At 48.7% G+C, this 14975-nt stretch carries 16 protein-coding genes and 2 rRNA genes (1 of these 18 cut by a window edge); all 18 read right to left on the bottom strand.

Annotated elements, in window-relative coordinates:
* Positions 1–1829 (bottom strand): 23S ribosomal RNA (locus CW734_RS02040) (it extends 1055 nt beyond the left edge of the window).
* 188 nt (positions 1830–2017) lie between these two features.
* Positions 2018–3559 (bottom strand): 16S ribosomal RNA (locus CW734_RS02035).
* The 16S and 23S rRNA genes sit together here, the layout of an rRNA operon.
* A gap of 377 nt (positions 3560–3936) precedes the next feature.
* Positions 3937–4617: a KinB-signaling pathway activation protein gene (locus CW734_RS02030; RefSeq protein WP_101189210.1), complete on the bottom strand. Its 681-nt coding sequence runs from the start codon at positions 4615–4617 to the stop codon at positions 3937–3939.
* Positions 4618–4764: 147 nt separating this feature from the next.
* On the bottom strand, positions 4765–5838 hold the full coding sequence (locus CW734_RS02025; protein ID WP_101189209.1) for an Mrp/NBP35 family ATP-binding protein: 1074 nt from the start codon (positions 5836–5838) through the stop codon (positions 4765–4767).
* 101 nt (positions 5839–5939) lie between these two features.
* Positions 5940–6380 carry a VOC family protein gene (locus CW734_RS02020; RefSeq protein WP_101189208.1) on the bottom strand — a complete coding sequence of 147 codons (441 nt, stop codon included), beginning with the start codon at positions 6378–6380 and terminating at the stop codon, positions 5940–5942.
* 91 nt (positions 6381–6471) lie between these two features.
* On the bottom strand, positions 6472–6864 hold the full coding sequence (gene rpsI, locus CW734_RS02015) for a 30S ribosomal protein S9 (RefSeq protein WP_058382135.1): 393 nt from the start codon (positions 6862–6864) through the stop codon (positions 6472–6474).
* A 29-nt stretch (positions 6865–6893) separates the two neighbouring features.
* Entirely contained in the window at positions 6894–7331 is a 438-nt protein-coding gene (gene rplM / locus CW734_RS02010; protein ID WP_058382136.1) for a 50S ribosomal protein L13, read from the bottom strand.
* A gap of 217 nt (positions 7332–7548) precedes the next feature.
* Positions 7549–8286: a tRNA pseudouridine(38-40) synthase TruA gene (truA, locus tag CW734_RS02005; RefSeq protein ID WP_101189207.1), complete on the bottom strand. Its 738-nt coding sequence runs from the start codon at positions 8284–8286 to the stop codon at positions 7549–7551.
* A 133-nt stretch (positions 8287–8419) separates the two neighbouring features.
* Complete coding sequence (locus CW734_RS02000; RefSeq protein ID WP_101189206.1) at positions 8420–9217, bottom strand: energy-coupling factor transporter transmembrane component T family protein; 798 nt, start codon at positions 9215–9217, stop codon at positions 8420–8422.
* Positions 9214–10086: an energy-coupling factor ABC transporter ATP-binding protein gene (locus CW734_RS01995; protein ID WP_101189205.1), complete on the bottom strand. Its 873-nt coding sequence runs from the start codon at positions 10084–10086 to the stop codon at positions 9214–9216. Before CW734_RS01995 ends, CW734_RS02000 begins: the two co-directional genes overlap by 4 nt.
* Positions 10062–10910 (bottom strand): energy-coupling factor ABC transporter ATP-binding protein, encoded by an 849-nt coding sequence (locus tag CW734_RS01990; protein WP_101189204.1) that lies wholly within the window; start codon positions 10908–10910, stop codon positions 10062–10064. The genes CW734_RS01995 and CW734_RS01990 overlap by 25 nt, the downstream gene beginning before the upstream one ends.
* Before the next feature lie 339 nt (positions 10911–11249).
* Positions 11250–11624 carry a 50S ribosomal protein L17 gene (gene rplQ / locus CW734_RS01985; RefSeq protein WP_058382141.1) on the bottom strand — a complete coding sequence of 125 codons (375 nt, stop codon included), beginning with the start codon at positions 11622–11624 and terminating at the stop codon, positions 11250–11252.
* 45 nt (positions 11625–11669) lie between these two features.
* Positions 11670–12614 (bottom strand): DNA-directed RNA polymerase subunit alpha, encoded by a 945-nt coding sequence (locus CW734_RS01980; protein WP_058382142.1) that lies wholly within the window; start codon positions 12612–12614, stop codon positions 11670–11672.
* A gap of 127 nt (positions 12615–12741) precedes the next feature.
* Positions 12742–13131 (bottom strand): 30S ribosomal protein S11, encoded by a 390-nt coding sequence (gene rpsK / locus CW734_RS01975; protein WP_058382143.1) that lies wholly within the window; start codon positions 13129–13131, stop codon positions 12742–12744.
* Between the two features lie 25 nt (positions 13132–13156).
* Positions 13157–13522, bottom strand: a complete 366-nt coding sequence (gene rpsM / locus CW734_RS01970) for a 30S ribosomal protein S13 (protein WP_058382144.1) — start codon at positions 13520–13522, stop codon at positions 13157–13159.
* A 24-nt stretch (positions 13523–13546) separates the two neighbouring features.
* Positions 13547–13660: a 50S ribosomal protein L36 gene (gene rpmJ, locus CW734_RS01965; RefSeq protein ID WP_006828951.1), complete on the bottom strand. Its 114-nt coding sequence runs from the start codon at positions 13658–13660 to the stop codon at positions 13547–13549.
* 37 nt (positions 13661–13697) lie between these two features.
* Positions 13698–13916 (bottom strand): translation initiation factor IF-1, encoded by a 219-nt coding sequence (infA, locus tag CW734_RS01960; RefSeq protein WP_050613653.1) that lies wholly within the window; start codon positions 13914–13916, stop codon positions 13698–13700.
* A gap of 404 nt (positions 13917–14320) precedes the next feature.
* Complete coding sequence (locus tag CW734_RS01955) at positions 14321–14974, bottom strand: adenylate kinase (RefSeq protein ID WP_101189203.1); 654 nt, start codon at positions 14972–14974, stop codon at positions 14321–14323.
* Position 14975: the final 1 nt, after the last annotated feature.

The raw sequence follows: 14975 nt of genomic DNA, 5'->3' as shown, positions 1-14975 counted from the left end.
TCATCTTTCAATTTAGCAAAGCCCTGTGTTTTGATAAACAGTCGCCTGGACCTTTTCACTGCGGCCCATCCGAAGATGGGCGACCCTTCTCCCGAAGTTACGGGTCGATTTTGCCTAGTTCCTTAGCCATGAATCACTCGCTCACCTTAGAATTCTCATCCCAACTACCTGTGTCGGTTTACGGTACGGGTTCTTATAATCTGCCTCTTAGAGGTTTTTCTTGGAAGCCTTTAATCACACTATCAACGCAAAGATTTGTTGTACATCACATTTCACCTTGATCATATAGAAACGGATTTACCTACTGTTCCAATAGCTACATGTTTCAACGAACTATTCCGTCAGTTCGCGGTGCTTTCCTTACTGCGTCCCCCATCGCAATTATAAGAAGGTGGTAGGAATATTAACCTGTTATCCATCGACTACGCCTTCGGCCTCGCCTTAGGTCCCGACTAACCCTGAGCTGATTAGCATCGCTGAGGAAACCTTAGGCTTTCGGTGAGGGGATTCTCACCCTTTATTTCGTTACTTATGCCTACATTTTCTTTTCTATCCGCGCCCACCAGTCCTTCCAGTCTGACTTCAACGCAAATAGAACGCTCCCCTACCACTTAATTAATTTAATAACAAATCCATAGCTTCGGTAATATGTTTATGCCCGATTATTATCCATGCAAAACCGCTCGACTAGTGAGCTGTTACGCACTCTTTAAATGAATGGCTGCTTCCAAGCCAACATCCTGGTTGTCTAAGCAGTTTCACATCCTTTCAACTTAACATATATTTGGGGACCTTAGCTGGTGGTCTGGGCTGTTTCCTCTTGGACATGGATCTTATCACCCATGCCCTCACTCCCAAGCAAAATTTTATGGCATTCGAGTTTGTCTGAATTGGTAACCGGTGGGCCCCTAGTCCAAACAGTAGCTCTACCTCCAGGAAACTCTATCTTGAGGCTGCCCTAAAGCTATTTCGGGAGAGAACCAGCTATCTCCAGGTTTGATTGGAATTTCTCCCCTACCCACAGGTCATCCCCGCACTTTTCAACGTGCGTGGGTTCGGGCCTCCACAGTAAGTGTTACCTTAGCTTCACCCTGGACATGGGTAGATCACCTGGTTTCGGTCTACAACTGCATACTATTCGCCCTATTCAGACTCGCTTTCGCTGCGGCTCCGGCTTCTCACCTTAACCTTGCATGCAATCGTAACTCGCCGGTTCATTCTACAAAGGCACGCCATCACCCATTAACGGGCTCTAACTACTTGTAGGCACACGGTTTCAGGATCTATTTCACCCCTTCCGGGTGCTTTTCACCTTTCCCTCACGGTACTGGTTCACTATCGGTCACTAGGGAGTATTTAGCCTTGGGAGATGGTCCTCCCGGATTCCGACGGAATTTCTCGTGTTCCGCCGTACTCAGGATCCACTCTGGAGGGAATGAACTTTCAGCTACGGGGCTATTACCCTGTCTTGGGGACCGTTCCAGGTCGCTTCGCTTAATCCATTCCTTTGTAACTCCGCATAGAGTGTCCTACAACCCCAGAAGGCAAGCCTTCTGGTTTGGGCTGATCCCGTTTCGCTGCCGCTACTTGGGAATCGCATTTGCTTTCTCTTCCTTCAGGTACTTAGATGTTTCAGTTCCCTGAGTCTGCCTTCTCATGTGCTATGTATCTCACACATGGATGCTGCCCCATTACGAACAGTGGGTTTCCCATTCGGAAATCCCGGATCACAGCTCACTTACAGCTCCCCGAGGCATATCGGTGTTAGTGCCGTCCTTCTTCGGCTCCTAGTGCCAAGGCATCCACCGTGCGCCCTTATTAACTTAACCACTGAATGGTCAAAAATAAGTTGATCGCAAAGCGATCACGCTACTTGATGCTTGTTTCTTAATCAATGTCGATCTATCCAGTTTTCAAAGAACAAGTTCGAAAGTCAATCCTTGCGGAGTGAACCTTCAAAACTGAACGCAAACGTCAACCCCGATTCGTGAGAATTCGGTTCCGATATATATCTTAGAAAGGAGGTGATCCAGCCGCACCTTCCGATACGGCTACCTTGTTACGACTTCACCCCAATCATCTGTCCCACCTTCGGCGGCTGGCTCCCGTAAGGGTTACCCCACCGACTTCGGGTGTTACAAACTCTCGTGGTGTGACGGGCGGTGTGTACAAGGCCCGGGAACGTATTCACCGCGGCATGCTGATCCGCGATTACTAGCGATTCCGGCTTCATGCAGGCGAGTTGCAGCCTGCAATCCGAACTGAGAACGGTTTTCTGGGATTGGCTCCCTCGCGGGTTTGCAGCCCTTTGTACCGTCCATTGTAGCACGTGTGTAGCCCAGGTCATAAGGGGCATGATGATTTGACGTCATCCCCACCTTCCTCCGGTTTGTCACCGGCAGTCACCTTAGAGTGCCCAACTGAATGCTGGCAACTAAGATCAAGGGTTGCGCTCGTTGCGGGACTTAACCCAACATCTCACGACACGAGCTGACGACAACCATGCACCACCTGTCACCGCTGTCCCCGAAGGGAAAGCCTAGTCTCCTAGGCGGTCAGCGGGATGTCAAGACCTGGTAAGGTTCTTCGCGTTGCTTCGAATTAAACCACATGCTCCACCGCTTGTGCGGGCCCCGTCAATTCCTTTGAGTTTCAGCCTTGCGGCCGTACTCCCCAGGCGGAGTGCTTAATGCGTTAGCTGCAGCACTAAGGGCGGAAACCCCTAACACTTAGCACTCATCGTTTACGGCGTGGACTACCAGGGTATCTAATCCTGTTTGCTCCCCACGCTTTCGCGCCTCAGCGTCAGTTACAGACCAGAAAGTCGCCTTCGCCACTGGTGTTCCTCCACATCTCTACGCATTTCACCGCTACACGTGGAATTCCACTTTCCTCTTCTGCACTCAAGTCCCCAGTTTCCAATGACCCTCCACGGTTGAGCCGTGGGCTTTCACATCAGACTTAAGGACCGCCTGCGCGCTTTACGCCCAATAATTCCGGACAACGCTTGCCACCTAGCGTATTACCGCGGCTGCTGGCACGTAGTTAGCCGTGGCTTTCTGGTGAGGTACCGTCAAGGTACCAGTAGTTACTTGGTACTTGTTCTTCCCTCACAACAGAGTTTTACGATCCGAAAACCTTCTTCACTCACGCGGCGTTGCTCCGTCAGACTTTCGTCCATTGCGGAAGATTCCCTACTGCTGCCTCCCGTAGGAGTCTGGGCCGTGTCTCAGTCCCAGTGTGGCCGATCACCCTCTCAGGTCGGCTACGCATCGTGGCCTTGGTGAGCCGTTACCTCACCAACTAGCTAATGCGCCGCGGGCCCATCCTGCAGTGACAGCCGAAACCGTCTTTCCGTGCAGCCTCATGAGGGCCGCAAACTATTCGGTATTAGCACCGGTTTCCCGGAGTTATCCCGATCTGCAGGGCAGGTTGCCCACGTGTTACTCACCCGTCCGCCGCTAAACCAAAGGAGCAAGCTCCAATGGTTCCGCTCGACTTGCATGTATTAGGCACGCCGCCAGCGTTCGTCCTGAGCCAGGATCAAACTCTCCATTATAGAGTAGTATTGATTGCTCAATAGTTGCTGGCGTATCGCCGTCCCGAAAGACGCGCGATTCGCTTGATCTGCCGAAGCTGATCAGTAAGTTTGCCGCGATCACTCGCGGCTGTATTGTTGACGTTTTGCTGTTCAGTTTTCAAGGTTCATGTTTGCTGTCGTTCCTGACGACTTTTATTATATTAAAGCATGTTTAAATATATGTCAACGCATTTACCAAACTTTTTTCAAAAGAACTTTTTAGCTTCTTAAAATCTATTCAAAACACCCTCTAAACCCTATAGGCAAAGCGTTTCTTGCTGTAGACGAAAAAGTCATTTAAAACAAAAAATCCCGCTCCCTGCCCTAAAGACAGAAAGCGGAACTTTTCTGAAAAATCATTTCTTTCCTTCAGCAGCCTGTGCTTTTCTCGCAGCCCGGCGCGCTTCAAGTTTCAAACGGTCCTCTTCAGACTTCTCGTTATACTTCGGCAAGGCGAGAAGTTGATAAGCGTTCACTGCAAGCAATGGGAACAACAACAAGGTTACCCAGCTGTCTACATTACCCGCTCTTACCATTAAAGCCGGCAGCCATTCCAGTGTCGTAACGACAATCATGAAGAACAACGCTGAAATGAATGCTGACTTCGCTGTCCATTTCGCTTTGAAATACGCCGTTGTCAGCGAGACCGCCAATAAAATGAATAGAAGTGTTCCATAAAGGAAGCCTTGCCCCCCCGTCTCGACGTTCGGCAGGAAACGGAACACAATCAAGTCGAAGATGACGATGGCGATGATCAAGAGCTGTACCCAATTCCACAGCCTAAGCGAGCGGAACATATTATGGCCGAACTGGTGAATCGTCAAATAGGCGAAGAAGCCCATCTGTGCAATCAAGCTCATCGTCATGCCGACGACGATCATCCAGACAAAACCTGCAATGAATTCTCCCCACTGCCCGTTTTGCGCAGCTTCGGCGAAGACATCGTTCCAGCGGATGAAAATTCCGAGAAGCCCGGTAATCCCTCCGCCTATCAATAATGCAGTCAATGCAAACTTAACCCAATTTCGTATAGTCACGTGTATTGCCTCCGTTAATTTAAAGTTCCTTTCGATTGTATCAACAAACCCTTCTATCTGCAGGAGGAGTTGTGAACAAACCTTGAAAGTCTTTTACTGCCTATATAAAAATCCGGAAACCGAAAGCCGGTTTCCGGATGATATGTTTTATTGCTTGTTCTCTTTATTCGCGAATTGCTGGAGGACTTGTTGGGCAATCTCTCCATAAATCTTTCCGGTTGGGTGATTTTCTGCGTAAACAGATGGAGCGAAATCATTTTCATCCCAGTCCGGCTGGCCAAGCGGAATCTGTCCGAGCAATGGCGCTTGTAACTCTTCTGCAAGCTTTGCCCCGCCGCCTTTTCCGAAGATGTATTCTTTTTTGCCGGATCCTTGGCTTTCAAACCACGACATGTTCTCGACGACTCCCAATACTTCGTGATTGGTTTGCAAAGCCATCGCTCCTGCTCGGGCTGCAACGAATGCAGCTGTCGGGTGCGGAGTGGTGACAACGATTTCTTTGGAAGCCGGAAGCATTTGATGGATATCGAGTGCGACGTCCCCTGTTCCTGGTGGCAAGTCCAATAGAAGATAGTCAAGATCTCCCCACTCCACATCGCGGAAGAATTGATCCAAGACTTTCCCGAGCATTGGGCCACGCCATACGACAGGCATATTATCTTCGACGAAGAAGCCCATGGAAATCACTTTGACGCCGAATCGCTCGACGGGAATGATTGTATCGCCCCGGACAACTGGCGCTTTATCGATGCCCATCATGTCCGGCACACTGAAGCCGTAGATATCTGCGTCAACGAGCCCAACTTTTTTGCCTGCACGCGCAAGCGCGATCGCCAAGTTGACGGAAACGGTCGATTTGCCGACGCCGCCTTTACCGCTGGCGATGGAAATGAATTCGACTTTGTTCAATGGAGACAGTAGATCCTGTGCTTCAGACTCGTTCGCGGTTCCGCGGAACTGCGCCAAGGCTTCGGGCGGCAATTCTTCGAAGCGGATGCCGACAGAGTCAGCGCCAACTCCCTTGATGGCGTCCACGACTTTCATTTGAAGCTGCATTTGTTCCGGTGTATTCGTTTTGGCGATCGCCAATTTCACACTGACGTATTTTTTCTCTTCTTTGATTTTTACCGACAAGATGCCGTTTGTTTCCGACAGGGTTCTATGTAAAAACGGATCTTCTAGAGCTCCGACTGCTTCTCGCACTTGTGTTTCACTTAACATTCCACTACACTCCTTATCACTTTTGCTACAGTCCAGTATAACATAGTGAAAGCGTTTTTAAATCCATTCAGGCTTTTCGCTGCGTGGCATCTTCTATGCCTCTATTCATTGCGGTCGAAGTCGAGCATGTCGTGTGCATCAAATGTGAAATCAGGGCCATATGCAACTTCCCAGTGATATCCGTCAGGGTCTTGGAAATAACCCGAATACCCTCCCCAAAAGACATCAACAGGTTCTTTCACGATCACCGCTCCTGCTTTTCTGGCCAATTCCACGACTTGGTCCACTTCATCGCGGGATTTGGCATTATAGGCCAAGGTGATTCCAGAGAATCCACTTTTCACCGGTGGATGTTCTGCGTCGATGTCTTTTGCCAATTCCTCTAAAGGATATAGCTCCAATTTCGTGCCTGAAGTATTGAAGAAAATGATATCCGGTTTATCGCTCGTTTCGTTCGTTTGAAAGCCCAGTTCATCCCGGTAAAACTTCACAGACCTTTCCATGTCCTGAACGCCCAGGCAGATCAAATTAATGCGGTTCATTCCATCCACTCCTTTTCGGTTTGTTATAAGCTTCGCCAAAACACAAAAAAGCACCTTCCGGAAAACCGGAAAGTGCTTTTGAAAGGTAAAATTAACGTTTTGAGAACTGAGGTGCGCGACGTGCCGCTTTAAGACCGTATTTTTTACGTTCTTTCATACGTGGGTCACGTGTTAGGAATCCAGCAGATTTAAGTGCTCCGCGGAATTCTGGGTCTACTGTAAGTAGAGCGCGTGCGATTCCGTGACGGATTGCGCCGGCTTGTCCAGTGAACCCGCCGCCTTTTACGTTTACCAATACATCGTAGCTACCAAGAGTTTCAGTAGTTACTAGTGGTTGTTTGATGATTTGCTCAAGCGTTTCGTATGGAACGTAGTCAGATACGTCACGGTTGTTGATTGTGATCGTACCATCTCCTGGTACCAAACGTACGCGAGCTGTTGAGTTTTTACGGCGACCTGTACCGATATATTGAACTTGTGCCAAAGGTGTATCCTCCTCTTATTTACTGATTATTATCCGCGAAGCGTGTAAGCTTCAGGCTGTTGTGCTTGGTGGTTGTGCTCTGGTCCAGCGTATACATGCAATTTCTTGAATGTTTGGCGGCCCAAAGAGTTCTTTGGAAGCATGCCTTTGATCGCTAGTTCAAGCATTTTTGTAGGATATTTCGTGCGCATTTCAAGAGCTGTGCGCTGCTTAAGTCCGCCTGTGTATTGCGTGTGGCGGTAGTAGATTTTGTCGGTAAGTTTTTTACCAGTCAAGTGGATTTTGTCAGCATTGATGATGATGACGTGATCGCCAGTATCGACGTTCGGTGTGAATGTTGGTTTGTATTTCCCGCGCAAGATTGAAGCGACTTCAGAAGCCAAACGTCCAAGAGTTTGCCCTTCTGCATCGACAACCAACCATTTACGCTCTACTTCGTGACCTTTAGCCATGAATGTTGTACGCATGTATATTGTCCTCCTAATGAATCGTCTCTTTTTTTTTAGAATTCAGTTCCAAGTGTTCCATGTTGGTTCCGTTGTTCCGTGTTTTCCTTATCCCTTAACACAAATAACCTTCCGGGGCATATCGTGGGGGTAATGAAAATACCATACATCATCATATAACGGATTACGCTTTAAGTCAAGGATATTTAGAAAAACACCTGGAAAAGTTGCTTCGCCTTCAGTAATGCACTTTTTCCAAGTATAAACCGTGTGCTGCGGCGGTTTTGCCGGCAGCGTCGCGGTCACAGGCGGCAATGATTTCGGCCAGTTCTTCCGGTTCTCTTCTATTTAACCCGACTTCGAGCAAAGTGCCTGCAATAATGCGCACCATATTATAGAGGAAACCGGATCCTTCGATGACCATATGCAATTCCTCGCCATGCTCTTCAAAATCAATTCTCCAGATCGTTCTTACTTTATCGACGACATTGGTGTTTGCCGCGCAAAAACTTGAAAAATCATGCGTGCCGATAAACGCTTGGGCCGCTTTTTCCATGCGTGCCACATCGATTTGCTGCGGTACATGGACGAGATGGTTGCGGCTGAATGGGTTGATGAGTTTGCTGCGGTTCCATTTATAACGGTAAATTTTCCCTTTTGCGTGGTAGCGGGCATGGAAATCCACATCCGCTTCTTCGATATCATAGACTTGGATGTCCTGGGGCAGGCGCACATTGAGCGCACGCACCCAGGACTCTTTCGGCATGGAGAACGGGGTGTCGAAATGAATCACTTGCCCAGTGGCATGCACCCCGGAATCCGTCCGTCCGCTCGCCACCACTTCGACCCGTTCGCCTTTATGCAATTCTTTCAACGCGCGCAAGAGCTCCAGTTGAACGGTGCGGGTTTTCAGCTGGATTTGGTAGCCTGCAAATCCGCTGCCGTCATAGGCGATCGTCGCTTTCATTCGTTTCATGAGGTCTCTCCTTTTAATGCAGCTTTCACCTTTCAGGCTCGCACTTTTTGCGGGCTTGAAAGATAAAGCTTCAGTGAATCATCCGGCAATTTATTCACAAGCATAAACTCAGGTGAATCGCCGTATCTTTTGATCAAGTGCGGAAATACCAGAGCAATCCGGCAAATCCAATGAGCAGCAATAGGCTTAGCGTATCCATGAAGCGCCAGTTGAGCTGGCGGTAGCGTGTACGCCCTTCTCCCCCGCGGTAGCCCCTCACTTCCATGGCGGTCGCTAGATCTTCCGCCCGTTTAAAGGCACTGACAAACAAGGGGATCAATAGCGGCACAACGGCTTTAATGCGTTCTTTGATGGGCCCTGAGCCGATATCCGAGCCGCGTGCCATTTGGGCTTTCAAGATCTTTCCGGTTTCATCCATCAAGGTCGGGATGAATCTGAGTGAAATGGACATCATCAACGCCAATTCGTGGACCGGCAGTTTGACGCGCTTGAATGGCCCGAGCAGCACCTCGATGCCATCCGTGATCGAAATCGGAGAAGTGGTCAAGGTGAGTATGCTCGTCATGAACACCAACACCAGGAACCGGATCGAGATGAATATCCCTTGCCGCAATCCTTCTTCATAGACATCCACAAAACCGAAACTGAAGAGCACTGCCCCGCCTTCGGTAAAGAATAAATGCAGGAAAAAGGTGAAGGCCATTAAAATAAAGACGGGTTTCAAGCCGTTAATCAAGAAATACAACCGAATTTTCGATAAAAATACGGAGAGCAAGGTAAATCCAAGCAAAATCGCATAGGTAATGGCATTATTCGCGATAAAAACGATCGCAATAAACAAAAAGACGAACAGGATTTTTGCTCTTGGGTCCAGCCGGTGGACGATCGAATCTCCTGGAATAAAGCGCCCAAAAATCATTTTCTCCATCATTTCGGCTCACGCCCTTCCTTGAGCGCTTGCGCAATGGAACGTGCCAGCGCTTCTTCAGTCAGCGCAAGTTCATCGAGTGTCAAGCCGGTTTTCTCTTCAAACTCCCGCTGCATGCGCACGGTGCGCGGCGGCTCCAGCCGGTAATCGCCGAGTTGCTCTTCATTGGCGAAGACGTCCCGCACATCACCTGTGGCGACGCATTTGCCGCCATGCATGATGGCCAGCGTATCCGCATAACGCGCCGCATCTTCCATGCTGTGGGTCACAAGCACAGTCGTTAAGCCTTTCTCTTGATGCAGGCGGTAAAACAGATCCATGATTTCCCGGCGTCCTCGCGGATCGAGTCCTGCTGTCGGTTCATCCAGCACCAAAACATCCGGCTCCATCGCCAAGACTCCTGCTATCGCGACGCGGCGCATCTGCCCCCCGGATAAGTCAAAAGGCGATTTCTCCAGCACGCCTTCCGGAAGCCCAAGCTGTTCGACCAAAGCGATTGCCCGTCTGCGGGCCTCCTCTTCGGGTACACCGAAATTCAGCGGGCCGAACATGATGTCTTTCAGGACCGTTTCATCGAATAGCTGCTGCTCCGGGAATTGGAAGACGATGCCGACTTTTTTCCGCACATCCCTCAAGTTCTTCGCTTTCGTCCCTGCCTCGATTTTCCGCTCGCCGATCAGTACACTGCCTTCAGTCGGCTGCAATAAGGCATTCAAATGCTGCAGCACGGTCGATTTCCCGGAACCCGTGTGCCCGATGATCGCTGTGTAAGAGCCCGATGGTATGTGCAGCGTGACATCCGTCAGCGCCCGCTTTTCAAAAGGGGTATCTTTCGCGTAGCTATATCCTACTTGCTTGAGTAATATGTCCATAATTCCTCCACCAGCTCATGTTCTGTCATAGATTCACCGGTCATCGGCACTCCGGCTTGTTTCAGTAAACCGGCCATCCGCATCGCAAACGGCAAGTCCAGCCCCATTTCGGTCAGCTCTTCACCCGAGGAAAACACTTCATCGGGAGTGCCTTCCATTTGTTTATGCCCGGCATTCATCACCAGCACACGGTCAGCGAGTGCCGCTTCCTCAAGGTCATGGGTAATCGACAGCACAGTCAGGCCTGTTGCTTCACGCAATTCGCGGATTGTCTCGATCACTTCCCGGCGCCCTTGAGGGTCGAGCATCGATGTAGCTTCATCCAAAATGAGCAGGCGGGGGCGCAAAGCAAGTGCCCCGGCAATCGCCACACGCTGCTTTTGCCCGCCCGATAGGTGATGCGGTTCATGATCGAGATAGTCCGCCATCTTCACTTGCTGCAAAGATTCACGGACACGCACGACCATTTCTTCGTGAGGAACGCCGTTGTTTTCGAGCGCGAACGCTACATCATCCTGCACCGTTGCCCCGACGAATTGGTTGTCTGGATTTTGAAACACCATGCCCATCTGCGAGCGGATGTCCCACAAGCTTTCTTCAGACATTGTCAGTCCCATTGCTTTGACTGTTCCTTGCTGCGGGAATAATAAGCCGTTCATCAATTTGGCGATTGTCGACTTGCCCGAGCCGTTGTGTCCGACAAGCGCCACCCATTCGCCTTCGCCAATCGAGAACGATAGGTCCGAAACGGCCGGCTTGACCGACTTGTCTTCCGGTGCGTATGTGAATGTCACTTGTTCGAATGACAAAATGCTTCCTTTCATGTGTTGAAGCCTCCTCTAAACTTTCTCTACTCTGCTCTTATGTGCTGTAAAACGGGAACTCTTTAGCCACGCTTAATTTGCACTGCTCATATTCCCTTCTGCGGAATATCAACACTGAAAATTAATTGATCAATAAATAAAAAAAGCGCGCACCTCATTCAGAGTATGCGCTTTTCTGTCTCTATGGCTCCTGCGGGTGCTTAAGCCGCCGGTTGAATGAGGTGCGTAGAGCTAGACGAGACGCCGCCCTAAGGCTCGCTCATCATAACACTCAGCTTTTCATATTGTCGTATAAATCATGATGCTAAAAGAAGAGGGCTATGAACCCTCTTCAACTGATTAAACCAATTCAATAATTACGATTGGTGCGCCATCTCCGCGACGAGGCCCCATTTTCATGATGCGCGTGTAGCCGCCTTGACGGTCAGCGTAACGTGGTGCTACATCATCAAACAATTTTTGCAAAGCAAAGATTGTGTTTTCGTTGCCTTCTTCGTCAGTCGAAGTCACGAGTTCACGGCGAATGTATGCTGCAGCTTTACGGCGTGCGTGGATGTCTCCGCGCTTACCAAGCGTGATCATTTTTTCTACAGTTGAACGGACTTCTTTTGCACGTGCTTCAGTTGTCTGAATGCGTTCGTGAACGATTAGGTCAGTCGTAAGGTCACGCAAAAGCGCTTTACGTTGAGAACTTGTACGTTGAAGTTTTCTCATTGAAGTTTCCCTCCTTTGTTGAATAGTTCAGAAAGAACCGGGCAATCAGTCTTCTTTACGAAGGCCAAGACCTAGATCTTCCAACTTCACTTTCACTTCTTCAAGTGATTTGCGTCCGAGGTTGCGAACTTTCATCATGTCGTCTTCCGACTTGTTGGCCAATTCGTGGACAGTGTTAATGCCGGCACGTTTCAGGCAGTTATAAGAACGAACAGAAAGATCAAGCTCTTCGATAGTCATCTCAAGCACTTTCTCTTTTTGGTCTTCTTCTTTTTCAACCATGATTTCAGCTGTTTGAGCCTCATCCGTCAATCCTACGAAGATGTTCAGATGTTCAGTGAAAATTTTCGCGCCAAGCGCAATTGCCTCTTTAGGACCGATGCTTCCATCTGTCCAGACATCGAGGGTTAATTTATCGAAATGAGCGAGTTGGCCCACACGGGTATTTTCCACTTGGAAATTGACGCGTGAAACTGGCGTATAAATAGAGTCAATCGGGATAACGCCGATCGGAAGATCTTCACGTTTGTTCTGATCTGCACGGGCATATCCACGGCCGCGGTTAGCATACATGCGCATGCGCAAGTGGCCGTCTTTCGCGATTGTCGCAATATATAGATCCGGATTCAGAATTTCCACGTCACTATCGTGAGTGATATCTGCAGCCGTAACCGTTCCGTCACCTTTTACATCAATTTCAATGACTTTTTCTTCGTCAGAGTAAATTTTCAAAGCGAGCTTCTTGATGTTCAAAATGATAGAGGCAACATCTTCTTCTACACCTTCGACAGTGGAGAATTCATGCAAAACGCCATCAATTTGGATCGAAGTAACAGCTGCGCCCGGTAAAGATGAAAGTAAGATTCGACGTAAGGAGTTACCTAAAGTGGTACCATATCCACGCTCAAGGGGTTCAACAACGAATTTGCCGTATTTGGCATTGCTGTCGATCTCAACCGTTTCAATTTTTGGTTTTTCTATTTCGAGCATTCAGTTTACCCTCCTTCAAAACGTCGGTATTTTCGTTGCATAAGAATTCGATAGTCACAGACTTTCGCTACGATTCAGAACACATTTAGTAAGTCGTGATGTTCAAAAATCCTACTCAGACCAACGATTATACGCGACGGCGTTTTGGCGGGCGGCAGCCGTTGTGAGGAACTGGAGTTACGTCTCTAATTGCAGTAACTTCCAATCCAGCAGCTTGAAGCGCACGGATAGCAGCTTCGCGACCTGAACCAGGACCTTTAACAGTTACTTCCAAAGTTTTCAAACCGTGTTCCATAGAAGTTTTTGCAGCAGTTTCAGCAGCCATTTGGGCAGCGAATGGAGTAGATTTACGTGAACCACGGAATCCTAGAGCTCCAGCCGAAGACCATGATACTGCGTTACCTTGCATATCAGTGATCGTAACAATTGTGTTATTGAATGTTGAGCGGATGTGAGCAATACCGGATTCGATATTCTTTTTCACACGACGCTTACGAGTTTGTTGTTTACGTGCCATGTTAAGAAACAACCTCCTTTACTGATTATTTTTTCTTGTTAGCTACAGTTTTACGAGGACCTTTACGCGTACGCGCGTTGTTCTTCGTATTTTGACCACGAACCGGAAGACCGCGACGGTGGCGGATACCACGGAAGCTAGCGATTTCCATCAAACGTTTGATGTTCATGGAAACTTCACGGCGAAGGTCACCTTCGATTTTGTACTGATCCAATTGTTCACGGATATTGTTCAACTCGTCTTCTGTAAGATCGCGAACGCGAGTCTCTTCAGAAACACCAGCACCAGAAAGAACTTTCTGAGCAGTCGTTTTCCCAACACCGTAGATATAAGTCAATGAAATTACAACGCGTTTGTCGCGCGGAATGTCAACACCAGAAATACGTGCCATGTGTGCGATGCACCTCCTTCTTTATTAACCTTGTCTTTGTTTGTGTTTCGGATTTTCACAGATTACCATTACTTTACCGTTTCTGCGAATAACTTTACATTTTTCGCAGATCGGCTTAACAGATGGTCTCACTTTCATCTAACCCAACCTCCTTAGTAGTCCGGAGTGCAAAAGATTATTTAAAACGGTATGTGATGCGACCGCGTGTTAAATCGTAAGGAGAAAGTTCTACTGTTACTTTATCTCCTGGCAGAATGCGGATGAAATGCATGCGAATCTTGCCTGATACGTGCGCAAGAATCGTATGGCCATTTTCAAGCTCCACTTTAAACATCGCGTTGGGCAAAGTCTCAATGACTGTTCCCTCGATTTCAATTACATCGTCTTTCGCCATCGACCCAGTCTCCCTTCTGTATACAAATCAGGTACTCATCTTCAAACAGTATTTGCTGATTGAATAATTCTTATCCATTCACCAGGAATTCATGAGTGACATTTGAAAGACCTTCTCCGGGTTCCTCTCCCCACTTATGACAGCGGAGTTCGGGGGTTCCGGTTGAGCCAGTCTGACCCACGTATCCTCGACTGCCCGGACTGCCTTGGATGAGTTCCAAACCCGTTACACAGATGCTTCCACGAAACCCATTATACTACCTCCGGTGCGGAATTGCACGGAGCAACGAGCCTCACCGGTTTCATATAATCAAGCCTTATTTGCTTTTGCAGCTCTCGAAAATTCATATCTCCGGTGCTCCTTAAAGCCACATGGAGGCAACTAGCTGCGCCCGGCGCCGGGACTTAACCTCGGTCGCCCTTTAGAAGAGCATCAATGTCAGCAAATACTTTATCAATGTCCTGCTGTCCATCTATATTGGTCAACACGTTCTTGTCTTCATAGAAGTCAAGAAGCGGTTGAGTTTGTTGCATGTTAACTTCTAAACGCTTCGTGACGGTTTCAGGCTTATCGTCTTCGCGTTGGTAGAGCTCTCCGCCATCCTTATCGCACACACCTGCAACAGCAGGAGGATTGAATACAGTATGGTAAGCAGTTCCACAAACTTTACAAATCCAACGGCCTGTTAAACGTGCAATCAATTCGTCTTGTTCAACTTGGATGTTTACGACATGCTCGATTCGTTTGCCAAGATCAGCCAGAAGAGATTCCAGCGCCTCAGCCTGAGGAACTGTGCGTGGAAAGCCATCCAATAGGAAGCCTCTCTCACAATCCGGTTGGCTGAGTCGCTCTCGGACGATACCGATCGTCACTTCGTCAGGCACCAAGGCACCTTGATCCATGAACGACTTTGCTTCCAGGCCCAATGCCGTACCGCCTTTGATAGCTGCACGGAACATATCGCCTGTCGAAATATGAGGGATGTCGTACTTCTTGACAATTTCGTCTGCTTGCGTGCCTTTGCCGGCACCTGGTAGACCCATCAACACAATATTCATA

This window comes from Planococcus sp. MB-3u-03 (genome assembly GCF_002833405.1).
GTDB lineage: Bacteria > Bacillota > Bacilli > Bacillales_A > Planococcaceae > Planococcus.
The sequence above is the reverse complement of the archived record's forward strand: the minus strand, read 5'-3'. Positions and strand labels throughout refer to the sequence as shown.